The 23,936-nt window shown below is 43.7% G+C and carries 30 protein-coding genes; 14 read left to right on the forward strand and 16 right to left on the reverse strand.

The window, feature by feature from the left end; translation table 11 throughout:
- Positions 1–26: 26 nt before the first annotated feature.
- The 7 genes from pheT to rpsT form a co-directional block, all read right to left on the reverse strand.
- Positions 27–2,444, reverse strand: a complete 2,418-nt coding sequence (pheT, locus tag DQQ10_RS17705) for a phenylalanine--tRNA ligase subunit beta (RefSeq protein WP_112748225.1) — start codon at positions 2,442–2,444, stop codon at positions 27–29.
- Positions 2,445–2,538: 94 nt separating this feature from the next.
- Positions 2,539–3,516, reverse strand: a complete 978-nt coding sequence (locus tag DQQ10_RS17710; RefSeq protein WP_112748226.1) for a DUF1028 domain-containing protein — start codon at positions 3,514–3,516, stop codon at positions 2,539–2,541.
- Positions 3,517–3,522: 6 nt separating this feature from the next.
- Positions 3,523–4,134 (reverse strand): DUF1684 domain-containing protein, encoded by a 612-nt coding sequence (locus DQQ10_RS17715; RefSeq protein ID WP_112748227.1) that lies wholly within the window; start codon positions 4,132–4,134, stop codon positions 3,523–3,525.
- The gene (locus DQQ10_RS17720; RefSeq protein ID WP_112748228.1) at positions 4,131–5,387 is read right to left on the reverse strand and encodes a serine hydrolase domain-containing protein; all 1,257 of its coding nucleotides are present in this window, start codon (positions 5,385–5,387) and stop codon (positions 4,131–4,133) included. Before DQQ10_RS17720 ends, DQQ10_RS17715 begins: the two co-directional genes overlap by 4 nt.
- A 27-nt stretch (positions 5,388–5,414) precedes the next feature.
- Positions 5,415–6,110 carry a RadC family protein gene (radC, locus tag DQQ10_RS17725; protein ID WP_112748229.1) on the reverse strand — a complete coding sequence of 232 codons (696 nt, stop codon included), beginning with the start codon at positions 6,108–6,110 and terminating at the stop codon, positions 5,415–5,417.
- Positions 6,067–6,339, reverse strand: a complete 273-nt coding sequence (locus DQQ10_RS27980; protein ID WP_165823993.1) for a hypothetical protein — start codon at positions 6,337–6,339, stop codon at positions 6,067–6,069. The genes radC and DQQ10_RS27980 overlap by 44 nt, the downstream gene beginning before the upstream one ends.
- Positions 6,340–6,429: 90 nt before the next feature.
- Positions 6,430–6,684, reverse strand: a complete 255-nt coding sequence (gene rpsT / locus DQQ10_RS17730; RefSeq protein ID WP_112748230.1) for a 30S ribosomal protein S20 — start codon at positions 6,682–6,684, stop codon at positions 6,430–6,432.
- Between the two features lie 36 nt (positions 6,685–6,720).
- On the opposite strand from rpsT, the gene DQQ10_RS17735 reads away from it, so the two are divergent.
- Positions 6,721–7,764 carry a zinc dependent phospholipase C family protein gene (locus DQQ10_RS17735; protein ID WP_245970453.1) on the forward strand — a complete coding sequence of 348 codons (1,044 nt, stop codon included), beginning with the start codon at positions 6,721–6,723 and terminating at the stop codon, positions 7,762–7,764.
- On the opposite strand, the gene DQQ10_RS17740 is transcribed toward DQQ10_RS17735, so the two are convergent.
- Positions 7,761–8,042 (reverse strand): hypothetical protein, encoded by a 282-nt coding sequence (locus DQQ10_RS17740; protein WP_112748280.1) that lies wholly within the window; start codon positions 8,040–8,042, stop codon positions 7,761–7,763. The genes DQQ10_RS17735 and DQQ10_RS17740 overlap by 4 nt on opposite strands.
- Between DQQ10_RS17740 and DQQ10_RS17745 the strand changes: the two genes are divergently transcribed.
- Positions 8,041–9,063 carry an alpha/beta fold hydrolase gene (locus tag DQQ10_RS17745; protein WP_165823994.1) on the forward strand — a complete coding sequence of 341 codons (1,023 nt, stop codon included), beginning with the start codon at positions 8,041–8,043 and terminating at the stop codon, positions 9,061–9,063. The two genes, DQQ10_RS17740 and DQQ10_RS17745, sit on opposite strands and share 2 nt — an antisense overlap.
- Positions 9,064–9,090: 27 nt before the next feature.
- Here DQQ10_RS17745 and DQQ10_RS17750 read toward each other — a convergent pair whose 3' ends face one another.
- Complete coding sequence (locus DQQ10_RS17750; RefSeq protein WP_112748233.1) at positions 9,091–9,654, reverse strand: SRPBCC family protein; 564 nt, start codon at positions 9,652–9,654, stop codon at positions 9,091–9,093.
- A gap of 103 nt (positions 9,655–9,757) precedes the next feature.
- Between DQQ10_RS17750 and DQQ10_RS17755 the strand changes: the two genes are divergently transcribed.
- Together DQQ10_RS17755 and DQQ10_RS17760 are read left to right on the forward strand one after the other, a co-directional pair.
- On the forward strand, positions 9,758–10,225 hold the full coding sequence (locus DQQ10_RS17755; protein WP_133259690.1) for a DUF4199 domain-containing protein: 468 nt from the start codon (positions 9,758–9,760) through the stop codon (positions 10,223–10,225).
- 135 nt (positions 10,226–10,360) lie between these two features.
- A complete protein-coding gene (locus DQQ10_RS17760) occupies positions 10,361–10,831 on the forward strand; it encodes a DUF4199 domain-containing protein (protein WP_112748235.1) in 471 nt (156 codons plus the stop codon).
- 112 nt (positions 10,832–10,943) lie between these two features.
- On the opposite strand, the gene DQQ10_RS17765 is transcribed toward DQQ10_RS17760, so the two are convergent.
- Positions 10,944–12,101, reverse strand: coding sequence for a Gfo/Idh/MocA family protein (locus DQQ10_RS17765; RefSeq protein WP_112748236.1), 1,158 nt, complete (start codon positions 12,099–12,101; stop codon positions 10,944–10,946).
- A 242-nt stretch (positions 12,102–12,343) separates the two neighbouring features.
- Between DQQ10_RS17765 and DQQ10_RS17770 the strand changes: the two genes are divergently transcribed.
- Positions 12,344–12,730: a VOC family protein gene (locus tag DQQ10_RS17770; protein ID WP_112748237.1), complete on the forward strand. Its 387-nt coding sequence runs from the start codon at positions 12,344–12,346 to the stop codon at positions 12,728–12,730.
- A 26-nt stretch (positions 12,731–12,756) separates the two neighbouring features.
- On the opposite strand, the gene DQQ10_RS17775 is transcribed toward DQQ10_RS17770, so the two are convergent.
- On the reverse strand, positions 12,757–13,476 hold the full coding sequence (locus tag DQQ10_RS17775; protein ID WP_112748238.1) for a hypothetical protein: 720 nt from the start codon (positions 13,474–13,476) through the stop codon (positions 12,757–12,759).
- 152 nt (positions 13,477–13,628) lie between these two features.
- Between DQQ10_RS17775 and DQQ10_RS17780 the strand changes: the two genes are divergently transcribed.
- The 3 genes from DQQ10_RS17780 to DQQ10_RS17790 are packed head-to-tail and all read left to right on the forward strand — an operon-like array spanning position 13,629 to position 16,166.
- Positions 13,629–14,924 carry an aminopeptidase P family protein gene (locus DQQ10_RS17780; protein WP_112748239.1) on the forward strand — a complete coding sequence of 432 codons (1,296 nt, stop codon included), beginning with the start codon at positions 13,629–13,631 and terminating at the stop codon, positions 14,922–14,924.
- Position 14,925: 1 nt separating this feature from the next.
- Positions 14,926–15,723 (forward strand): DUF4198 domain-containing protein, encoded by a 798-nt coding sequence (locus DQQ10_RS17785; RefSeq protein ID WP_112748240.1) that lies wholly within the window; start codon positions 14,926–14,928, stop codon positions 15,721–15,723.
- A gap of 29 nt (positions 15,724–15,752) precedes the next feature.
- The gene (locus tag DQQ10_RS17790; RefSeq protein WP_112748241.1) at positions 15,753–16,166 is read left to right on the forward strand and encodes a RidA family protein; all 414 of its coding nucleotides are present in this window, start codon (positions 15,753–15,755) and stop codon (positions 16,164–16,166) included.
- A 49-nt stretch (positions 16,167–16,215) separates the two neighbouring features.
- Here DQQ10_RS17790 and DQQ10_RS17795 read toward each other — a convergent pair whose 3' ends face one another.
- Positions 16,216–16,542 (reverse strand): HesB/IscA family protein, encoded by a 327-nt coding sequence (locus tag DQQ10_RS17795; RefSeq protein WP_112748242.1) that lies wholly within the window; start codon positions 16,540–16,542, stop codon positions 16,216–16,218.
- Between the two features lie 47 nt (positions 16,543–16,589).
- Entirely contained in the window at positions 16,590–17,006 is a 417-nt protein-coding gene (locus DQQ10_RS17800) for a hypothetical protein (RefSeq protein WP_112748281.1), read from the reverse strand.
- Between the two features lie 74 nt (positions 17,007–17,080).
- Here DQQ10_RS17800 and mce point away from each other — a divergent pair, with 74 nt between their 5' ends.
- Positions 17,081–17,497 carry a methylmalonyl-CoA epimerase gene (gene mce / locus DQQ10_RS17805; RefSeq protein WP_112748243.1) on the forward strand — a complete coding sequence of 139 codons (417 nt, stop codon included), beginning with the start codon at positions 17,081–17,083 and terminating at the stop codon, positions 17,495–17,497.
- Here mce and DQQ10_RS27985 read toward each other — a convergent pair.
- Positions 17,475–17,636 (reverse strand): hypothetical protein, encoded by a 162-nt coding sequence (locus DQQ10_RS27985; RefSeq protein WP_165823996.1) that lies wholly within the window; start codon positions 17,634–17,636, stop codon positions 17,475–17,477. The two genes, mce and DQQ10_RS27985, sit on opposite strands and share 23 nt — an antisense overlap.
- A 127-nt stretch (positions 17,637–17,763) precedes the next feature.
- Here DQQ10_RS27985 and thiL point away from each other — a divergent pair, with 127 nt between their 5' ends.
- Positions 17,764–18,798, forward strand: a complete 1,035-nt coding sequence (gene thiL / locus DQQ10_RS17810; RefSeq protein WP_112748282.1) for a thiamine-phosphate kinase — start codon at positions 17,764–17,766, stop codon at positions 18,796–18,798.
- 355 nt (positions 18,799–19,153) lie between these two features.
- Here the strand turns inward: thiL and DQQ10_RS17815 are convergent, their stop codons facing one another.
- Together DQQ10_RS17815 and DQQ10_RS17820 are read right to left on the reverse strand one after the other, a co-directional pair.
- A complete protein-coding gene (locus DQQ10_RS17815) occupies positions 19,154–19,519 on the reverse strand; it encodes a hypothetical protein (protein ID WP_185147038.1) in 366 nt (121 codons plus the stop codon).
- A 196-nt stretch (positions 19,520–19,715) separates the two neighbouring features.
- Positions 19,716–20,294, reverse strand: coding sequence for an acyl carrier protein phosphodiesterase (locus DQQ10_RS17820; RefSeq protein ID WP_112748245.1), 579 nt, complete (start codon positions 20,292–20,294; stop codon positions 19,716–19,718).
- An 88-nt stretch (positions 20,295–20,382) separates the two neighbouring features.
- Between DQQ10_RS17820 and DQQ10_RS17825 the strand changes: the two genes are divergently transcribed.
- The 4 genes from DQQ10_RS17825 (at position 20,383) to DQQ10_RS17840 (ending at position 23,883) form a co-directional block, all read left to right on the forward strand.
- Positions 20,383–20,784, forward strand: coding sequence for a hypothetical protein (locus DQQ10_RS17825; RefSeq protein WP_112748246.1), 402 nt, complete (start codon positions 20,383–20,385; stop codon positions 20,782–20,784).
- A 5-nt stretch (positions 20,785–20,789) separates the two neighbouring features.
- Positions 20,790–22,067: a metal-dependent hydrolase family protein gene (locus DQQ10_RS17830; RefSeq protein WP_112748247.1), complete on the forward strand. Its 1,278-nt coding sequence runs from the start codon at positions 20,790–20,792 to the stop codon at positions 22,065–22,067.
- A 2-nt stretch (positions 22,068–22,069) separates the two neighbouring features.
- Positions 22,070–22,606 (forward strand): redoxin domain-containing protein, encoded by a 537-nt coding sequence (locus DQQ10_RS17835; RefSeq protein WP_112748248.1) that lies wholly within the window; start codon positions 22,070–22,072, stop codon positions 22,604–22,606.
- 179 nt (positions 22,607–22,785) lie between these two features.
- Positions 22,786–23,883: a cytochrome c gene (locus DQQ10_RS17840; RefSeq protein WP_133259691.1), complete on the forward strand. Its 1,098-nt coding sequence runs from the start codon at positions 22,786–22,788 to the stop codon at positions 23,881–23,883.
- Positions 23,884–23,936: the final 53 nt, after the last annotated feature.

Consider the following 23,936-nt stretch of genomic DNA (forward strand, 5'->3'; position numbering starts at 1 on the left):
ACATCAGTCGTTTTTTTAATCTACTTCTATTTTCTAATCACAGCGCCAAGCTTTTGCTCAAACGCAGCCATCAACTTCGTCATCGTCGTATCAATCTCTTCGTCCGTTAGCGTTTTGGTCTCATCCAACAACGTAAATGCAAGCGCGTAAGCTTTCTTACCCTCCGGAAGATTCTGACCTTCGTAAACATCGAACGCCAAAATGTTTTTGATCAATCGTTTCTCTGTCTCTAAGATCAATTTCCGAATCTCATCGAACGTAACTTGCTTACTAAGCACTAGCGATAAGTCTCTTCGCACTTCAGGAAATTTAGTAACATCCTGAATTACTAACTTAGGATTTGCACCTTGGAAAAGCAAGGAAGTGCTAAGCTCCGCATAAAATATTTCCTGCTTTACGCCAAAATCTTTCTGCAAGCTCGATTTTACTTTACCCAACTTTCCGATTTCTCGCTGGCCCTGCGTTAATCTAACGCCGTATTCTAGCAGTTGGTCTTTGATATTCTCTTGCGATACACTCTTCAACCCACTTTTCTGCAAGATGTTTTGTATCTGCTGGGCTAAATCATAATATGTCACAGATTGTGTCTTACGCTGCCAATTTTCGGTCTCTACATTCCCGGTCAGGTAAATGGCAAGCTTCTCTTCTTCACGATATTTACCGGCTTCACGGTAGTAAATCTTACCAAACTCGTAAAGCTTTAAGTCCTTTTGCTTACGATTGATATTGTGCGCACATACCTCGAGGCCAGTGAATAACATCGTTTGTCGCAAAATGCCTTGTTCTTCACTGAGCTTGTTCAAAATCTCAACGGTCTCGCCTTCAAACGTCAACTTGTGTTTCTGCTGATATGCAAAGTTCGTCAATGAGTTTGTCCAAATTTCGTAGAAGCCATTACCTGTGAGTAATTCACCAATGGTGCGCTTGTACTTATCAATATTTTTAACAGGGAACTCGGCAAGAAAATCTGCACTCGCAGTGTCTGATAGTTCAATGTTGTTGAACCCGTAAATACGCAAGATCTCTTCGATAATATCAGCTTCCTGCATCACGTCTACGCGATAGGGTGGAACTGATACTGTATACCGGTCTTCTTTTTTATCGATTACCTTAATCTCGAGTTGCTCCAGAATCTCAAATACTTCTTCGCGTGGAATAGTTTTTCCAATCAGTCGATTAACATTCTTATCCTTCACCTCGATTTTCCTGTTTTCAACCGGCGTGGGATAATGATCAATCACGTCGCTGGAAATTTGTCCGCCAGCGATTTCTTGAATCAAAAGCGCAGCACGTTTCAACGCATATACGGTGATGTTCGGATCGGTACCACGTTCGAAACGGAAAGATGCATCTGTCTTAAGCTGATGGTGTAACGACGTTTTGCGAACAAAATCAGCCGAGAAGTATGCACTCTCCAAGAAAATGTTTTGCGTAGCGGTAGTGATACCCGAGTGTTGACCTCCGAATACGCCAGCGATACACATACCTTCTGAATTGCCATTGCAAATCATGAGATCGTTCGCTTGTAAAGTTCGCTCTTTACCGTCGAGCGTAATGAATTTTGTTCCTTGCGGCAATGTCTTTACCAATACTTTACCACCTGCAATTTGATTAGCATCAAAAGCGTGAAGTGGTTGCCCTAACTCGTGGCAGATGAAGTTTGTGATGTCGACAATGTTATTGATCGGTGTGAGTCCAATGGTTGTAAGACGATCTTTCAACCATTGTGGAGACTCTTTTACAGTGACTCCTGAAATCGTCACAGCTGAATAACGTGGACAAGCTTGCGCGTGTTCAACGACAACAGGAATGCTTAACGACGTATTGTTTGTTTTGAAAGCATCAACCGATGGCCAACGAATCGCACGACGTTTTGAAGCTTTAATGTCTCTTACAACACCGATATGCGATGCCGCGTCGGCGCGGTTAGGTGTTAAGCCAATCTCAATAACGTAGTCAGTGCTAACGTTGAAAAATTCGGCTGCAGACGTCCCATTTGCAACGGTGGTATTCAGCACAATGATTCCCGCGTGACTTTCTCCCATGCCAATTTCATCTTCAGCACAGATCATTCCTTCAGATTGTTCACCGCGAATTTTTGCATTCTTGATCGTGAAAGGTTCACCCTTGGTTGGATACACCGTGGTGCCCGGCGTTGCAACAACCACTTTTTGCCCCGCAGCAACATTCGGCGCGCCACAAACGATCGGGAGAATTTTGCCACCACCTACATCTACTGTGGTCACAGAAAGTTTGTCGGCATTAGGATGTTTGGCACACGTCATGACCTCACCAATCACCAGCCCTTTCAATCCACCTTTGATGGTCTCATGGGCTTCCACCTTTTCTACTTCAAGTCCGGTAGAAGTAAGCACTTTTCCGATGTCTTCTGCAGACTCGGGAATGTCAATATATTCTTTTAGCCAGTTGTAGGAGATCGTCATAGTTGCAAAAAGCCCTTCGTATTCTAAGGGTTAAATTTTAAGACCCCAAAAATACGTTTTTACACGGAACCGGCTAGTGTTCGGAGGTAAAAACCTAACGGATAAGTTCTTTAAGATCAGCCTCGGACACGTTTAGTACTCCAGCTTTAGGTAAACGCGAGGTTAAGGCTCGCCAATTAGGCTCTAGCGTGTAGATTTTTTGTAACATTTGACTAGCCTTTTTCACGTCTTTGTTGTTGGCCAGCGTGATGGCGGTCCAATATTGCATTTCAAGATTGTTCGGGAACATCTTCATGGCGGCGTTGTATTCGGTCATCGCCTTTTCCATTTCACCTTTTTCAACGTGAAGGTCGCCGAGGTTCATGTGCTCATAAGCTCTGAACACTTTTAGCAATCGTTCAAGTTCTGCGATTGGATCGCCGGCATCATCAACCCGAAGGTCGATCAGTCTGTCGTTCCAAGGTTCAGCGGTAGCTTTCGGGGCGACTACCAGCAATGCTGCAGATTGTTTTCCACGGATGTCACCACCAACGGCTTGCGCGGCTTTTAACACGGCCACCATTCGCTCTCCCAAAGGAAGCGCGTGGTGTTTGAACCATGCCTTTTCCATCGCCGGAACGACCTGGTCGTTCAACATCATGTTGGCTTGTACAGAAAAGTTACGACCATTTTTGTGGGCAGCAGATTCTACGCAACGCTCTCCCGTATGACTTGCTACATCACCCTGCGTATTCAGGACGGCTACTTGACGAAAATCTTTTCCGCTGTCATCTTGCAGTAATGTGCTCAAGACAACTTCAGGTGATTTGCCTTCTTTTAGCAACGCAAGGCCACGAATGCCAAACGACTTGTTGACAAACGACTGCGTTGCAATAACGCCTACGCCAGCTTCTCCCCATGCGACGACTGTACCGACACTAAACCAATGACTTTGTACAGCCACAGCCATTTCTCCTGTAACTGAATCACGCGCAACGATAGAAAATGTGTGTGCAAATGGTTCTGCGCGCTTTTGTGATGAAGCGTCGAAAGCAAACACGAATGCAATCAGAACAAGTATCAGCTTTTTCATGGAAGGTTATTTGTAGTTTTTTTCTCCTGCACGAATGGCGATGGTTAATAGATTTTCTTTAGGCGGGAAGGGACAAGAAAATCCATCATCATAAGCGCAATAAGGATTATAGGTTTTGTTGAAATCGAGTGTAATCGAATTGCTTCCTGAATTGCGAGATACATCGAGGTAACGTCCGGCGCCGTAGGTTTCATTGGCACTTGTTTCATCGGCGAATGCAAGGAATAATTTTCCGCGATTCGGCCCCATCTCCATCAACTCAAGGATGAGTAGACGTTGAGATTTCCCATGAAGGTTAAAATCAGCATAAGCATATTCAAGGTAGTGTTCCTCTTTGCCGTCGCTGGTGCCTAACACGATAGTTTTCTTTTGTTGAATTGGCGTTAGATCGGCAACAACATTATACTGCGGATCGGGTGGGAAATAGTTAAGTCCTTTGAATTGATCAGTTTTTCCTTTGAACGGAGAATCGTCTGCTGTGCGTAGGTATTTGTCTTTCTCGACGCGCTCTTGGGTGATCTGTTGTTCATACGTTCCATCACTTCCCGTGAACGAATAAAATACAATGACAAGGAGTGCGACAACAACAACGACGATGGTAACATGTTTGCTCTTCATGGCTGCAGGGGAGTACCTTTAATACGGTGATTTTTATCCCAAAGATGAATAGAATCTCGACGTTGCCGATACATGTGGAAAAATAAAGGTATACCATTGTCTGCAAGTTCTCCTGGCGCGTTGGCCAAGATGCACACGGCGATGTTTTCCTTCGGATTCAATGCAATTTCACTTCGATATCCATTCACATAACCGCCGTGATAAAGCAATGTATCCGTTGGGTAATGCAACACACGCCAGCCCAAACCATAATATGAATGTTGGATGGGCTCAATTTGTCGATAACGTCTGTTTTTGGATGGTGCATCCACCAAAGGTGTATATAACTGAGAAAGCGTATTAGCATTGATCACATCTTCGCGCGTGTTTAATAGCGCCATCATCCATTGCGCCATGTCATGAACGCTCGCATTGATACCACCCGCAGGTGAAACATTATAGTATGTGTTAGAAATTCTTGCAGATGTCATTTGACCCCGGCGAACAACGTGTGGAAATGCGATGTTGGCGTTCGACATCATTGTTGCGTAATCGATCGATGCATCTTTCATTCCCAGGGGTTTGAAAACGCGCTCCATCATTTCTGTTTCGTAGCTTTTTCCAGTTGCAGATTTTACTACCTCTGCGATAAGACTATACGCTACATTTTGGTAACTATACTGTTTCCCAACATCACTACTGAGGTTAACGTCTTTTAATTGCGATAAAAGCAGGGAGAGGTCTTGTCCTTCTTCAACAAGATTGGTGTATGTATGATAAGGTAGCCCTGTGGTATGCGATAAAACATTTTTTAATAAAAGCGACTTCGTTTGATCCGGCGACTTTAATGCAAATGAGGGGACGTAGTTTGTTACAGGATCGCTCCACGACAGCACACTATCTTGCACAAGTATACCGGCGAGAAATGACGCGAAAGGTTTTGACACAGATCCTAATCTGAATACGGTATGTTCATTGATGGAATCACGCGTGCCGATTTGTTTTACACCATACCCACGAATAAAAAGGATGGTACTGTCTTTTACGATAGCAATAGCAGCACCAGGTGTGTGTGCGATCTGCATCAATGATGAAAACTCTTTTTGATAATCCTGAATCAGTCTTCCCAGCACAGGGTTAACGGGGCGACTCAAGGTGATGGGCGCGGCCGCTGGTAGTGTCGGCTCTTGCGGCGACGGTAATGCGAAAAAATAGACCACGGCCACAGTGAGAATCAAAGAAGTCGTGAACAAAAGAATTCTTTTTCCGGTCATTGAAAAGGTAACAAAGGTTCAAGATAGTTAGATCATTCCTTCATCTGCAAAACTAAAATATTTTTGACCGGCGATGATCACATGATCGAGCACTTGTATTTCAAGCAGTTTAGCGCCCTCTTTTAATTTATGAGTGAGATTGATATCCGCTTGGCTGGCTGTGAGATTTCCAGAGGGATGATTGTGCGCAAGGATCAGACCGCTCGCTAAATTTTCTAACGCGAGCTTGAATATTATCTTCGGGTCAGCAACGGTGCCAGCAACACCACCCTGACTAATCTGAAATTTTTTTGTCACGCGATTGGCGCGATTGAGCAGTAGTATCCAAAACTCTTCGTGAGGAAGATCCATAAGATCCGATTTTAGAAGTTCGTATACATCGCGCGAGCCGCTGATCTTTGGTTTCTCTCTTACTTCTAAATCCTTCCGCCGCCGACCAAGTTCCATCGCAGCAATAATCGTGATGGCCTTTGCCTCTCCGATGCCTTTTATTTTTGTGAGTTCTTTCAGCGATAGTGACGCTAGTGTGTGAAGGTCATTATTACTCGCGTGAAGAATTGCTTTTCCCACATCAACAGCACTGAGAGTAGTGGTGCCCGTGCCGAGCAAAATGGCAATGAGTTCAGCGTCTGTAAGAGATGATTTTCCTTTTAGCAGTAGTTTTTCGCGCGGACGGTCTTCAGGAGACCATCGCTTGATGGTAAGTGGTTTTGAATCGGACATAAGTAATACACAACGTTTGATCCAAGATAGTTTGAAGGTCTTGGAAATCAAAAAGCTTTAACTTCGACTTGTCGAGCATCTTTGTGCATGCTTCTTCGATCGTCACAACGACTTGCGTAGTTGAAAGGGCTTGGGTTTCCTTAATCTTGCCCATTCCATTTGTGGTTCTGCGGCCAAGGTGATGGTTAGTAGAATAGCCAGCACGCAATACATTTAATTTATTGTTCACAGGCTTAATAAATGCGATCCGTTGACCGCGCGGGCTATAAACACAAAAACCTCGCACTGCGAGGTCTGTGATATTATGCGTACAAGCTAATTAAGCGAGCTTGTTAACGAACTTCGCGAGTTTAGACTTCTGATTGGCAGCCTTCTTCCAATGGATGATGTTCTTCTTTGCCAATTTATCGATCATCGCAGATACTTCCTTTAAAAGCGCTGAAGCTTCAGACTTCACAGTAGTACCTTTAAGTTTTTTCACGAACGTACGGGTAGTCTTGTGCTGATAGCGGTTTCTAACGCGTTTTGCATCATTTGCACGGATTCTTTTTTCTGCTGACTTATGGTTTGCCATATCGTTTAAAAATAAGGACTGCAAAGGTAGAGGGATTTGGCGTATTTGCAAAGGAGTCCTTATCTTTTACCTGAAATCTTTAACCCGTTAGCCATGAATAAATTAACCAGGACCGCCGTCCTTTTGGGGATAATCCCCTTTCTATGCAGTTTTTGGGGCTTTTTTGCCCATCAGCGCATCAACAAATTAGCTGTTTTCACACTCCCGCCGGGGATGATAAAATTCTATAAAAAGAATCTGACCTATATCACTGAGGCTGCCGTGAACCCCGACCGCCGCCGTTTCTCCATGCCCGAAGAAGCACCTCGACACTATATTGATATAGACCACTATGGCGACAGTGCACTCTATACCATACCCCGCTACTGGGATCAGGCTGTCGAGAAATATTCGGAGGACACACTGAAAGCCTATGGCATTGTCCCTTGGCACATCAATAAAATGTATTATCAATTAAAACATGCTTTTCTCGTCGGAGACCCCGATCGAATTTTAAAACTGTCGGCTGAACTTGGTCATTATATCGGCGACGCCCACGTGCCTCTCCATACTACCGAAAACTATAATGGACAGCTCACAGGACAAGAAGGTATCCACGCATTTTGGGAATCGCGTTTGCCTGAGTTGTTTTCTGACGACTACGATTACTACGTCGGTAAAGCAACCTATTTAGAAAATCCACAAGCCGCCGCGTGGAACGCCGTGATTGGTGCGCATCATGCCGTTGATTCGGTATTGCGTGAAGAGAAAAAATTGTCGCAGCATTTCGGTGAAAAGAAATTTGCATTTGAAACGAAGGGCAAACAAACGCAAAAGGTGCTCTCGCGAAGTTATGCTAAAGCATATCACCAAATTCTTGATGGGATGATTGAGCGACAAATGCGCTCGGCGATTAAAACCGTTGGGAGCTTTTGGTATACCGCCTGGATAGATGCGGGCCAGCCTGATCTCGAGCGTTTACTTGATTATCATCCCACTGAAGAAGAACTCGAAAGGCGACGTGAAGAATTACGACTGTGGAAGGAAAAGAAAATTCAATCGCGAGCACATGAAAGCGATACGCTCGAAATAAAAAATTAAAGGAGCGCTGTGACAATGTCGTTCCACTCTTCTGACAAGGTATTGCGCTTGAAAGCTTTGTTCGCACGATGGTACCAGTACGCAGCATTGCTTTCATCGCCTTCCTTACGATGAAGATATCCATGTACCCACGAGCCATCATGTGTATGGATATCCTGCGCAATATTGTGAGCAGCATTCCAATCACCCTTTGCATCGTACCACATGGCTTGTAGCAGTGGCGAAACTGCCGGCGGTGTTGACGCACTTACAGTGTTCTTAAATTCTTGTAGTGTCATGAAAAATATTTCACGTTCAAAGTTAACGAGAAAGTCGGTGTTAGAAAGTCGTACGCATGCTTTCATTGTTGTAAAAGCGAACAAAGAAGAGGACATTATGCACAAGTATACTTGGAAAGGAAAAATTGATCCTGCAAATTCACAGAAAAGATTTCCCATGAAATACAAGGCTACGCTTATCGTAACGGTCATATTGCTTTTTCAAATCTCTTGTTCGACGAATAATAAAAATGAAAAAGTTGAAATCGATAACCAAGGCGTGCATATTCATTACACAGACAGCAAGCACGGCGACACTGCATTACTTTTTATACATGGATGGGGAATAAACCAAACATACTGGGCAAATCAGGTTGCGCATTTCTCAAAGAATTTCCGGGTTGTTACACTTGATTTACCAGGCTTCGGTCAATCAGGAAAGAATAGAGAAAGTTGGACCGTTGAAGACTATACAAGCGATATCAATAAAGTTTTAACCGACCTCGATCTGAAGAATGTTATTTTGGTTGGGCATTCGATGAGCGGTTCGATTATCGTTGAAACCGCATTAACACATCCCGACCGCATTATCGGGATCATTGGAATTGATAATCTAAAAAATGTAGGTACTGTCATGACACCGGAAGTAGAAAAGGAGTGGAGCACGTTCTACGACAGCGCTAGGAAAAATTTCAAAGCAACGGTTTCCAAGGATATTCACTACCTCTTTACACCGAGAACAGATAGTGCGATACAAAAGAGAGTGACAGACGATATTTTTAGTTCTGATACAGTCATCGCGATTGCATGCTTGGAAAACCTGGACAAGTATCCATTCTCTGAAAAACTAAAATCATTGAGAAAACCACTTTACTTAATTAACAGTAATTACACACCAACCGATACAGCCGCGTTTAAACAGAACGAAATTGATTACAATCTTTTGGTTATCGATTCCACGGGACATTACCCCATGCTTGAAAAGCCAAAGGATTTTAATACGCTGCTTGAAAAGGCAGTCAATGAGATTCAGCAGAAATAATTGCAGTGCTTGGAATAATTTGTTCGATTACTCCACAACGCCAGGTACTCTCGGGGCCGTACCCACACGTTTTTCGATGAGGTACTTAAGATCATGGAGTCCTTCTTCGTATTGCATGCCGAGTGCGCCCTTCATAAAAAGCCAACGCATCTTTCCGAGAAAGCCGTTGTTCACGCCGTCGTATGTCCACGTTAATCGCGTTTGATTGCCGTCGGGTTCGATCAAATATTGGGCGTAGAAAACACCGTTAAGGTCTTCGAAGTTGATGCCATTTTTGATGCGCTCATCGGGAACACTTTCTTCGATCCACTGACTTCCTTTTCCAATACTTTTTCCTTCCCAAATCATTTTAGCGCCAATGCCACTCGCGGGTCCGTCGTAACTATACTTGGCATTCACATCCATCTTCGCCCAGGGAGACCATAATGTAAAATTCTGAAACGAATTTAGCTCGCGATAAATTTCTTGCGCAGGTGCGTTGATTACAACGGAGCGCTCGACATATCCTTTTTCAGGTTGAATGAAAGTGAAGATGATGGTGATGACGATAACAAGAAAGGCAGCGATGCCGAGGACTTTGAGAGGTTTCATTGAAAGAGGGTAAAACTGAATATAAGCAAAAATCTGTATTTCGAAAACGTTGTTAATGTGTCAAAAAAAAGGAAAATTTAATGAATACCAATACCTAAATTATATGAGCTTCTTCAATGCACCTAATCGGATTCCGGAAAGTTACGGCATTAGAATAGCCGTTGGTCTCATCGTATTCTTCCTCATTATGAAATTCGCCAACCTTGGCCATCATGTCGAATTACGATTGTTGAACCTCTTCATTTTATCAGGTGGGGTACATGCCGCACTTAAAAAGTTTAGACGCTCGCATGAGAGCCTCAATTATTTCAGAGGATTGGTTACTGGCGTATCTACTGCCGGTATCGGATCACTCATCTTCGGCATCTTTCTATTTGCCTACATGAAACTTGCTGCAGACTTGATGAAGTCCATCAAAGAAAATGAGCCAATGGGGATTTACCTGAACGAATACATGGCATCATTCATCGTTGTGCTTGAAGGTTTCTTCTCCGGATTACTCGTAACCTTTGTCTTGCTCAATTGGGTAACAACAGACGAGGTGAGCGATCCGCAAGGGCAAGCGCATTAAATGTTGTTGGAGCGCTGACGTTTTGATGTGCTGACGTTATTGCCGGTCAGCTACATTGACATTAGCACGTCAGCACCAAAGCGTTCATTGGCATTTCTTTTTCCTTGTTCATAATCACAACTTAAATATTGTATTATGAACATCTGGAATAGATCAACACGTATACCCGAAATCTATGGAACACTGATCTTCCTCGGGCTGCTCGTTTACTTTTTTGTGATGTATGCCGCTGGCCTGATTCACGTGATTGAATTACGACTCGTAAATTTATTCATCATGTTAGCAGGCGTGTATTTCGCGATCAAACAATACCGCCGAACGCATGACGGTCACATCAACTATTTCCGCGCACTTGCTGCAGGAACTTCATCAGCTGTTATCGGTACAAGTACATTTGCGCTCTTTCTGTTTCTGTTCTTGAAGTTTGAAGGAAACCTGATGGAATCGATTCAACAAAACGAGGCGCTTGGTCCGTACCTCAACCCGTACATCGCGTCGTTCATGGTGTTCTTGGAAGGGATATTCTCCGGCTTTGGTCTCACGTACCTGTTGGTAAATTGGATTGATACCGACCACGTGGCAGAACCAATAGGAGAAGCGCAATAAAACTTGCGTCAACAAAAAAGACGTCACAACCTGCGACGTCTTTTTGTTTTCTATTCAAGAATTTAGTCGAGTAAACAATTAACGATTAACGCTTAACGATTAACGATTACGATTAACTAATTCTCACCCATCCTTGTTTACGATGACTTTCAACAATTGCATCGCATAATCTCAGCTCGCGTAAACCTTCTTCAAAAGTAGGGTAGGTCGGCGTGGCGGGTTGTTTTCCTTCACGCACCGCGGCATAAATTTCTTTGAACAACTGCTTTGATGTGTCACCGAAACCTTCGTTGTGTCCACCCGGATAGGCGATGATACTTCTAACATCTTTATCGACGAGTGAAGGGTCGCGCATCAATACTTGATTAGCTTCATTGCGCTTACCAATCCAAAGGTCATTCGGCGTCTCTGAATTCCACGACATAGTAACATTAGATCCATGGATCTCTAAGCCCAGGCGATTTTTTCTTCCCGCCGCCACTTGACTTACGGTTACCACACCTTTGCTACCGTTGCTGAAGCGAAGAAGTACACTTGCATAGTCTTCCGTTTTGATCGGAACATCAGCGTAATCTTCGGGGCTCAACATTTTGCCTGAATACGTTTCTACTGCTTTCAATGGTTTCTTGCGTGTAGGGTGTACCGTAGAAAAATCAGCCATCACTTCGGTGATGCTCAGACCTGAAATATATTCGATCAAATCGATCAAATGAGAACCGATGTCGGCAATGGCTTTGCTATCGCCAGACTTATCTGGTTCCAAGCGCCAGTTGTAGTCCGTTGCGTAGAATAACCAGTCTTGCAAGTAGCTGCCCATGATGCTGTACACGTTGCCGAGCTCACCATTCTCACGCATTTTTTTCATCTGACGTACCAAGGGGTAGTATCGTAAATTAAAGCTTACAGCGTGAACGAGTTTTTTCTCGCGCGCCAAAGCAAGCAACTCTTCTGCTTCTTTTACGGTAGTGGCGAGTGGCTTTTCACAAATCACATGCTTACCGGCGAGAAGTGCTGTCTTCGCCATTGGGTAATGAAGATTGTTAGGAGTACAAATGTGCACGCAGTCTAATGCCTCTTCTTTGATCATCTTGTCGTAATCGACATAGTATTTTGGAATACCCATCGCGGCGGCTTTTTCAGCAGCTTCACTTTCGAATGGATGGAAAAGCGCTACCACGTCGAGATTCCCCGCGCGACGAATCGATTCAATGTGAACAGGCCCGATGAATCCTACACCAGCAACTGCTACTTTGATCTTTTGATTAGACATCTTGTTATTTGGTTGGTTTTTATGTTGGAATTATGGAAGACGAATGAGTGTTCGGTCAATTGATTATGATATAAAATCCGTCGAAGTAAAAGAAAATCGCCGAACTCTGAAAGCGCTAAATTAATTTAGCCATTCTAGACTGAGTCGTGCGAAGTGGGCACGACTTTCTTCTTCGCGAAAACGCGCCCGTTCCGACTTTCGTCTTTCAGCTTTAAACACTACATTCGAAAAAACTACTCACTATGAATCTGCCACAAGGACATCAAACAGTTATGCCTTATCTGATCATGGATAGCGCTGAAGAGTTTATAGACTTCGTCAAAGATGTTTTCAGTGCCATTGAGAAAATGCGCGTACCTTCTCCCGAAGGTGGCATCATGCATGCCGAAATTATGATCGGCACATCAACGTTGATGTTTGCAGGCGCAACAACCCAGTTCGAACCAGACACAGCAAATTTGTTTGTGTATGTAACAGATGTTGATTCAACGTATCACCGCGCGCTAAAAGCAGGATCAATCTCCATCAGGGCGCCACGCCAGGAAGATTACGGTTACAGCGCAGGTATCGAAGACCCGTTTGGAAACACCTGGTGGCTTACGGCGCCAGATACCAGTAAGAATGGATAGTCTCTGGGTCAGTAGTTTGACTTTCGCTAAAATGTGACTTCGAATGTTTTGGTTTGTCCCGAAGGAACATTTATTGTTTTGCGTTCTTCGCTTACAACCCCATCTTTCTTCCTCGTAATAATTAGCTCCACAGGCTGGTCGCCGCCAACTGTCCACCGCTTATCCGACGTGAAAAAACTTTGGTCGCCACCAGTGGTAAACGTATTCATGCCATCTAACCCCATGGTTGTCGATAAATTAATATTCATGTAATCGTCACCCTTGATATCTTGACGATTCGTGATCGTCACAACCGCATAGGCTAGTCGGGCAATCTGAAAGTCATAATAGAATACGCTGTCAGGCACAACATCCCACAGCGCAAATGAACGGTCACCATTGCCGACGTGGAAGATTTTCTCATTCACATAGTAGATAAGCTCGTAATATCCTTCACGTCTTTCGTCTTCTCGTTGTGCAAACTGGACGCTGAACGCACCATTGGTATTTGTTCTACTCTTGGCCTTGGCGCGAATTACACCACCACCCTCCATCGCGACATTTACCCATTGAATTTTTAAATCAACATTCGGAATAGCTTCCACACCGCCCGCTGTCGTTAGCCGCCCCTGAATAAGAATGCACTCGTTGCTACACCTTTGGCTGTTTAGATCATTCTGCTCGTCGATACAACCTGAAAAAGCAAACCATGATCCGATCAGGATGAAGATTACAAGAAGGAATTTCAATTGTGTAACGCGTTTCATGATGTTTTTTAGATAGACACGGATGCGGTCTAAATGGTTGGTTTATGGTTGTATAATAACAGGCAAGCTAGGCAACTCACCGATTGTCCTAATTATAACCTTCTTCATGAAGAATTCTTTTAAATTGCACCGGTTGAAATTAGACTTCTATCATGAGATACAAAAGTATTAGTAAAGAACTCTTCGTTAACAATCGGAAGAATCTCCTTAAAACACTCAAGCCAAATTCAGTTGTTGTTGTCAATGCGAACGACATCATGCCGACGAATTCGGATGGCACCATGCGTTTTAAACAGAACAGTGATCTGTTCTATTTTACCGGTGTTGACCAGGAGGAAACAATTTTGGTGCTGTGCCCCGATTTTCCGGATAAGCGCTATCGCGAAATTCTTTTCCTTCGTGAAACGAGTGAATTGATTTCTATTTGGGAAGGTCACAAACTCACCAAAGAAGAAGCACGAAATCTTACCGGAATTGAAACTATACTTTGGACATCAGAATTCCCGAAGTGGTTTAATACGATTATGCTTATGGGCGACACGGAGCATGTTTACCTGAATACGAATGATCACTACCGCGCGGAAACAGTGGTGGAAACACGAGAAGCCAGATTTATAAAATGGTGTCAGGATAAATTTCCGCTGCATAAATATGAAAGACTTGCACCCATCATGCACCAGCTCAGAAGCGTGAAGTCTGCTGAAGAGATAAACCTGTTGCAAGAAGCTTGTGATATCACCGAGAAAGCTTTTAGACGTGTTCTTGGCTTCGTAAAGCCTGGTGTGATGGAGTATGAAATCGAAGCCGAGTATGCGCATGAATTTTTGCGGTTGGGCTCTCGTGGATTTGCCTACACTCCAATTATTGCTTCGGGTGCCAATGCCTGCGTACTACATTATATTGAAAACGATCAACAGTGCATGGATGGCGATCTGCTGTTGCTAGACGTCGGTGCTGAATATGCGAACTACAATGCTGATCTAACCCGCACCATTCCTGTTAGCGGAAAGTTTACAAAACGTCAACGCGATGTGTATAACGCCGTGCTTCGTATAAAAAAAGCGGCAACAAAAATGCTAAAACCTGGTGAGCTTTATTATGAGTATCACAAGGAAGTACAAAAGATAACGGAAAGTGAATTGATAGGACTCAAGTTGTTTGATAAGAAGGATGTGAAGAATCAACCCAAAGACAAACCGTTGTTTTCAAAATATTTCATGCATGGCACTGGTCATCAGTTGGGACTTGATGTGCACGATGTCGGAAGTATGTATCACAAAATGAAAGCGGGCCAGGTGTGGACCGTTGAGCCGGGCATCTATATTCGTGAAGAGCGTATCGGTATTCGAATCGAGAACAACGTGCTCATCCAACGTTCAGGCGTAAAAGACCTGATGAAAAATATTCCGGAAGAAGCAGACGAAATAGAAGATTTAATGAACGCCTAACATGTTATCAAAAATTTCCTTAGCGCTTTTAGTTGTTGCTTTACTTGATGCGCCTGCTTTCATGCCGCGTATTTGGGTGAATGCATCTCAGTATCGCGTAAAGCCCAACGAGAAGGTTACATTCAATGTAATCCATCGCGAGAAATTGACTGACGTGCCCCATGGTATAACCCGATCAACCTTTGTGAAAGCAGCGGTTCAATCGGTCCAGGGCAATACAGATTTGCTTCCGCTTTTGGCGCCAGCGGAAAAAGATAATTTTGAAGTGTCGTTTCAAAAAGAAGGAACGTTTGCTGTAATGATGAGAGCAAATCCCTCGCTTCTCACACTTTCCGCGGATAGCATAAATGCCTATGTGAAAGAGTTTGATTTGGAAGATGTTGCTTATGGCAGGTCAACTAAAAACCTTTTGGATAAAGCTGCACGGGTAACGACTTCTTGGCATTCAACAGTGTTGCTACAAGTAGGCGCGGCTACGGACGATACATTTCAAAATTCTTCTGGTTATCCTTTGGAGATTGTTCCAGCGAAAAATCCTTACGATATGAAAGTCGGAGAGAAGATGAAGTTCACGATACTGTGGAATGGTCAACCGCTTTTCGGAGCAAGGGTAATTGTTCGCGTGACCGCCGATAACAACACCGGCGTGCAACATATTTACTCAGGCAAAGATGGTGTTATTGAAGCGCCGTTGGGGAGCGAAGGAACTTGGGTTGTGATGGTATCCAAAATGATTGCGTCGAGAAATGCCGAAGCGGATTGGCAATCGTATTTAGCAAGTTTGAGTTTCGGACATTAAAAAGATAATTGCGAGGTATTATTAAAGATATGCTGTACTCCGACAAAGCTCCCGATCCTGTAGGTCTTTATCCACACGCACGCCGAGTGGGTAATTTACTTTTTCTCTCTGGCGTTGGCCCGCGTAAAAAAGGATCGAAAGATATTCCTGGCGTAACGCTCGACAATCACGGCAACATCATCGCCTACGACATTGAACAACAGTGTCATGCTGTATTTGAAAATGTGCGTTTTATTCTTGAAGCCTCGGGGGCACGTTGGGAGAATCTAGTGGACGTAACCGTTTACCTCACCAACATGAAAGCTGACTTCGCAACATTCAATAAAATTTATGCAACCTACTTCAAAGAAAATCAACCCTGTAGAACAACGGTGGAAGTGAATGCACTGCCGACACCAATCGCGATTGAATTAAAATGTATTGCAGCGTTCGAGGACAAATAAAAAAGCACCTCGTGATAAAGGTGCTTTCGATTGTATCTTCCAATGAATACTATACTGAAAAACTTTCACCGCATCCGCAAGTACGGCTTGCATTAGGGTTGATGAATTGAAATCCTTTTCCATTCAATCCATCTGTAAAGTCTAACGTGGTGCCGAGTAAGTATAACAAGCTCTTTTTGTCAACGAGGATTTTGATCCCTTTATCTTCAAATACTTGATCGGCAGGATTTATCTTGTCGTCGAAACCAAGGTCATACATCAAACCAGAACATCCACCACCTTTAACCGATACGCGAATGTTATGCTCATTGGTTTTTCCTTCTTCAACTCTCAAGGCCGTTAACCTTTCCTTAGCCTTATCTGTAACCGTAATCATTGTATAATTCTTTAAATGTCTATCTAATCCTTTAACACTCGAACACCTTACGACACTGGATTCAGCACCACGCTAAACACGGTGATCGTATTCATATCTCTGCCGTAATAAAGTTTCTGCAATGCATCCATAATATTTCCCGCGCGGAAGTATGATGTATTTAACTCTGCATCGCCGCCTTTCACGACCCACTGAATGGTGTAAGAGTTTTCTTTCTCCTTATAGTTCTGCACGTAACGAAGCATCTTGTTTAGCGATTCCACTTTGTCACTTCCGGTTTCGCTGTGAAATAGAAATGCTTGGTTGTGACGTGGATTGATCGTGATCAAATCAAGCTTTACCTTGCCATCAATCGTGGTGTACTCGAATACTAAATCTGCAGTTCGTAAGCCGAGATAATCCTTAATCTCCTGCTGAATGCGGGCAGCTTCTACATGCATATCGCTGGTGGTTTCGAGTATCATCTTTCTAATATTCAGTTGACTAAACTTCCGATTTTGGCGAAAAGTTTCTTCTTTGGATTGTAAAGGTAACAAATATGGAAAAACTTGAACATATCGGTATTGCAGTCAAAAATCTGGACCAGGCAAATGCGCTTTTTGCTAAACTTTTGGGAAGAAATCATTACAAAATAGAGGAGGTTGTCTCTGAAGGGGTTAGGACCTCATTTTTTGATCTTTCGGGTGTAAAAATCGAACTTTTGGAGGCAACGCGTGCGGATTCTCCGATTGCGAAATTTATCGATAAACGTGGGGAGGGAATTCATCACCTTGCCTTTGAGGTGAACGACATCGCTCAGGAAATTCAAAATTATCGAGATAAGGGTTTTGAATTGATCAACCCAGAGCCGAAAATGGGGGCAGACAATAAAAAGATATGTTTTTTACACCCTAAATCGACACAGGGTGTATTGGTTGAACTGTGCGAAGAAATTAAGGACGCTGCATCTCACTAGCGCGCTTCCCGCCGTACTGGATGTCGTTGTAGTACTTCTGCTTCTTCTTACCCGCTTTTGTCTTGTAATATGGCTTTTGACCACAGGCGCTGATCAGGAAAGCAAAAATCACCATCACGATTACAGCTGTCTTCTTCATCTTCTTGGTTGTTTGTCGTTCAAAATTATAGCGAACTTATCAAGTAAACCACTCAGTTTCATACAGAATCTTACTTTTGCAGGATGAAACGCCCCTTCACACGCTGGAGGGGCCACAAAAACTGAATATGAGTGAAAATAGAGCAGAGATCAGTCAACTTGGTGAGTTTGGATTGATCGATCGCATTAGCGGCAACGTTGCCCTTACACAAGCATCAACACTAAAAGGCATTGGCGACGACGCCGCGGTAATCGATATCGGCCATGAAGCCCTCCTCGTGTCTACCGATATGCTCGTGGAAGGAATTCATTTTGACCTCGCATACATGCCACTCCAACACCTCGGTTATAAGTCTGTCGCCGTGAACGTGTCTGATATCGCAGCCATGAATGGCAAAGCGGAACAAATCACGGTGAGCATCGCACTCAGTAGTCGGTTTTCACTCCAAGCAGTTGATGCATTGTATGAAGGTATTCGCGCAGCCTGTGCAAATTATAACATCGACCTTGTTGGTGGCGACACAACGTCATCAACATCTGGATTGATCATATCCATTACCGTACTTGGACGCGCGCAGAAAAATAGGATCACCTATCGTAGTGGCGCTAAAGCCAATGATATTATCTGCGTAACGGGCGACCTAGGCGCCGCTTTTATCGGCTTACAAATTCTGGAACGTGAGAAAGAAGTTTTTCTAACGGATCCAAACATGCAACCTGATCTGGAAAACTTTGAATACCTCGTAGGGCGTCAACTACGCCCTGAGGCTAGAACAAATATCGTCTATGATCTGGCAGAACTTGGTGTTCAGCCTACATCCATGATTGATGTATCGGATGGACTTGCATCGGAGTTGCTACACCTGGCAAAAAATTCGAAAGTGGGCGTGCGTTTATTTGAAGACAAAGTGCCCGTTGATCAATTGACATACAACACGGCAGTAGAATTCAATATCGATCCAATTACCTGCGCGTTAAATGGCGGTGAAGACTATGAACTGCTCTTTACGATCTCTCAAGAAGATCACGAAAAATTAAAGAACCACCCAGACATTCATTTGATTGGCTACATGCACGATAAAATAGATCAAAACATCATGATCACCAAGCAAGGAAATGTTGTGCCGATCACAGCGCAGGGATGGAATCATTTTCGGTCGTAAATTCTTAATGTTTCCTGTTATCTGTTGCCGGTTGCTAGTTTTTTTTCATTATTAAACTGGCAGCCGGAAATCGATTCTCCAGTCATCCTGGCTTGATCCTCTAGAGAAGCTATAGATGTTCGCTCATTTTCTCCAGATGTTCTCCCTACGCGTCCAGTACTAGAGAGCTGCGAGCTTCGAGCTACGAGTTGCGAGAAATGCGTTAGACGTCAGGAAAGTTGCGAGCTACGAGAAAAATGGGGTAGACGTCAGAATCCTAGATATCGCATAACAATACCTGAAAAACGTATTCAACACCAACACATCAACACATTTCTTGAACACTCGAACACCTGAACACTTGAACACCCTGAGGTTAATCTTCTGGATACGGAATAAATACAAAGTTGGTAAACTGTTCGTCGATTACGAATAGACAGCAAAACTCATCAGGATCTTTGTATGCTGCTTCAAAGTCTTCTTTTTTATCGGCAGTCACCAATCCGCGTTGGAGAAATTCATCGAGAAACGAGGCAAAGTAATTCCATGCAGTGCCGTTCATCTTTTGATCTAGCAACAGTTGTCCAACCGGCTGTGCTTCTTTGCAGATCGCGAAGATTGGAAAATCAAACCCTGCCGTTCTAATCTGGTAACTGGCTTCTTTTAACGTGTCGGACACACGGACAAAATCTTGCGATATCGTTCCTAAATACTTGCCACTTAACTCCGGGTCGTTCTGCATATTTATAGACATTCAAAAAGTCGATGCAAGTTAAGATTTTTTTAGTTTGACTTTGACCGCTAAGAATGAAGTTATCTCAATCTTCAAATTCGTACTCTGGCTAGGAACGCAGGCAAAGATTTTACTCAGCTAACGAAGGTTGAGTGAAGACGAACAAGAGTCGTTCGGTAAAAGTATCTCAAACTCGAACTATTCTTTAAAGCATCTGATCGACATGGGCTTTTAGCAGCGGGAGGAATTCTTTGAATTCTTTTTTAAACGCCTGATAGTGCTCGCGTAAATCGTTCACCGCTTCATCCATTCGTGAATTGTATTTCGTTCGTCGCGCCATACCGGTGAGCGCGCGTTGTATACCTTCAAGCCCGGCGTAATTCACGAGCCAATTACCGCGGATCATGTAGGGCAACATATGTTTTACATTTTCGGGCAGAATGCTGTCAAAAGATGAAATGGTGTTGTACGACTCCTCAGCGAACAACGTGAGTGGTTGAGGATGAAATTTTTCCCAGTTGGCAGCGAGGTAATGGTCATAGAAAACGTCCACGATAACGGATGAATAGTGTCGATAAACGGGACGTAAACGCTGTTTACTTTCACTTACAACGGGATGGGTATCGGTATACAGATCGATCGCACGATGGATCTCGATGCCGCGCGCGATGTCACGCTCGTAGTGATCATACACATGGCGGCCTTTTACAAAATCACCAATGAAATTGCCAACCAGAATTTTAGAATTATTTCCCGATAAGTATAGATGTGCAAGAAAATTCATTGCGAATAAAGTTATTGGTAATTTGTCATTTACTTGTTAGGTTAACAGCTCAATGTTGTGTTAGAAATCATTATTTTAAATAATTGTCATGTCTGCACTTGCTCAAATGAAACTTCTGATCAACCTCGCGCAAATCGACGGGAAGGTGGCAGATCGTGAACGTAATTACATCATCAATATTGGCCGGGCAAATAATATCTATCCAGATGAAGTAATACCGATGTTTGACCAACGTCACAGCCTTATCGTTCCTGATAACTTGAACGTCGACCAGAAATTCTCCTACATCTTTAGTTTGGTGCAGTTGATGAAAATTGACGAAAGAATGTATAAGGAAGAGATCATGTTCTGCTCAAAAATTGCAGCCACGCTCGGCTACGATCAGCAAGTGATGTTTGACCTGATGTTGCACGTAAAAAGCGCGGCCATGGCTCCCGATGAAATGGAGGCCCTCAAAGTACTCACTTTAAGATATCTTCGAGATAAATAATATTTATGCGGTCATTACTCGTCATCGTATTTTTTGTCGTGGGTCTACAAGCCGACATCTTCGCGCAGAAAACTTTTATTCATTGTGGAAATCTGATCGATGGAAAAAACACGGAAGTCCAAGTTCAGGTGACGTTGATTGTTGAGGGGAATAAGATTGTTGCCATTGAGAAAGGTTTTTCAAAACCAGGCAAGGCTGATAAACTGATCGATCTCAGTAAGAAGACCGTACTACCCGGCCTGATCGATTTGCATGTTCACCTTGAAAGTGAAACGAACAAAGATGCACTGTTACAACGATTCACGATGAGTGATGCGGATATCGCTCTTAAATCTACGGTTTACGCAAAGCGTACGATTATGGCGGGCTTTACAACCGTGCGAGACCTCGGCGGGAGTGGTGTGAACATTGCACTGCGTAATGCCATTAATCAAAACCTTGTTGTCGGACCACGCGTACTCACAGCGGGAAAATCCATCGCCACTACAGGTGGTCATGCCGATCCAACCAACGGTTATCGGCGCGAGAGTATGGGAGATCCCGGACCAAAGGAAGGGGTTATTAACGGACCTGACGATGCGCGCAAAGCGGTTCGCCAGCGTTACAAAGATGGCGCAGACCTTATCAAAATTACCGCCACTGGCGGCGTGTTGAGCATTGCAAAAGACGGTTCAGGCCCACAGTTCACAGACGAAGAATTGGCGGCGATAATCGAAACAGCAAAGGACTATGGGATGCATACTGCAGCGCATGCGCATGGCGCCGAAGGAATGAAACGCGCCGTATTAGCAGGAATCACCACGATTGAACACGGTACAAAAATGTCGGATGAAGTGATGGACCTCATGGTTCAAAAAGGTACGTACTATGTACCAACGATATCCGCGGGAAAGTTTGTAGCGGCAAAGGCGAAAGAGCCGGGCTATTATCATCCGCTTGTAGTTCCAAAGGCGCTCGAAATTGGCCCACAAATTCAGGCTACGTTCGCGAAAGCATATAAGCGTGGGGTGAAGATTGCATTCGGAACTGACGCTGGCGTATTTCCGCATGGTGAGAACGCGAAAGAGTTCGGCTATATGGTAGAGGCTGGCATGTCGCCCATGGATGCAATCCAGTCGGCAACTATTGTTGCGGCAAAAGTGCTTCAAATTGACGATAAGATAGGAACTTTGGAAGTTGGTAAGTTAGCGGATCTTATTGCTACCGAGGAAAATCCAATCAACAACATTAAGACACTGGAAGCTGTTATGTTTGTGATGAAAGATGGGGCAGTGATCAAATAGCAATGACGACAAAACTTGTGCTCACTTTTTTTATCATCGGAGTAGGCTTGAAAACTCACGGGCAGCTTTCAATGCCCTCGGAGTTATTCATTGCCGATAAAATTAACGTTGTCGTTTTTCTTTCGGTAGACTGTCCAATCAGTCAAAAGTACATTGGTACATTAAATGAATTGTTGGGCGAGCGATCGGGTCAGGTTGTGATAACGGGGATCATTCCGGGGCGCGTTCAAAAAAGTGATGTAAAGAAATTCAAACAGGAATATAAGATTGCATTTAAAATTGTCAGAGACGAGAATTATCATTTTACCGACTGGTTTAAAGCGGGATTCACGCCGGAGGTGTTTGTCTTTAATACGCATCAGAAATTTATCTATCAAGGCGCTGTCGACAATTGGTTTTACGATCTTGGTAGCTATCGGCAACAAATTACAGAGAACTACCTTCGGGATGTTATAACAGCAGAGGTGGAGGGACAAAATCCCTCTTTTAAGAAAACGGAAACAGTAGGATGCATTATACAAAAACCAGTCAAGCGATAAAACTAGCCCTCATCTATTTGGCAGTTGTGATTTCAATTACAGCGCAAGCGCAAAAAAAAGTTACCTATAGTGAACATATAGAACCTCTGCTTTTAAAAAATTGTGCACCCTGCCATCGCCCGGGGACTGCCGCACCCTTTTCGTTACTCACGTTCGACGACGCGGTAAAGCACGGATCGATGATAAAATATGTTACCGGAAAACGGTACATGCCACCATGGAAAGCAGATCCTGCGTATCGGTCATTTGCGAATGAGAAAATGTTGACAGATGAAGAGATTGTGCTTATTGCTAACTGGGTCGACGGTGGAATGTTTAAAGGGAAGTCGACGAAGAAATCAAAAGTATCATTATCAAATGCGAACACGCGTACAGCTGATGCTTTACTCGCCGCCCAGCCGATAAGCATCAAAGGGGACAATAAGGAGAATTTTACACTTGCGATCATTCCCTTTGAGTTTAATCAAGAAATGAATGTTGAAAGTGTTGAGTACCTATCCTCCACGATGAAGATCATTCATCATGCAAATTTTGGCATTTATGCGGTACCCGATCCCGCCATTGATATTCATGCCCTAAAGGATCCCATCGATGCCAACTTCGTAGGAGCCAAGGCAAATCAGCTCGCGCTACTTTCTCAGCATATCGTGTATTATAATGGATGGGTACCAGGGTCGACCCCGATCACCTTTCCAAAAGGCCTTGGATTTAAAATGCCACGGCGTGGGGTAATAATTTTGACGAACCACTACGCGCCGTCTCCGGTGGACGTCACGGAAATTTCCTCACTAAAGTTTTTCTTCTCAAAAAGTGAAATCACGAGAACCGTTCAAACACTGAGCATTGGATCTGGTGGGGTGGGTGAAATACAACCTTCATTAATGTTAATGCCCGAGGAAATCAATGATTTTAAAATCCAGATGGAAATAGTGGAGCCCCTGTCGTTGATGTACGTCTGGCCACACATGCATCTTCTAGGGAAATCATACACAGCGTATTATGCGCTGCAAGGTGACACTATTCCTTTAGTGCGCATCAATAACTGGGATTTTAATTGGCAGGAAGCCTATAAATTTAAAAAGCTTCAAATACTGCCAAAAGGTGCAGTCTTAACGATTGAGGGGCGATACGACAACACAAGCAAAAATCCGCGAAATCCGAACATTCCGCCGAAGATTGTCTTCTCCGATGGGCTTATGGGGACCAAAAACGAGATGCTAAGTCTCATCCTCGTTTACCTGCCATATAAAGAGGGTGATGAAAATACAGGCCTTTGATCCCGTAATTACCTCGGCCATGCGCCAAATAATTCCTACTTTTGCAGTCCAAA

Origin of the sequence: Pseudochryseolinea flava (genome assembly GCF_003286915.1) — a bacterium.
Classification (GTDB): Bacteria; Bacteroidota; Bacteroidia; order Cytophagales; family Cyclobacteriaceae; genus Ohtaekwangia; species Ohtaekwangia flava.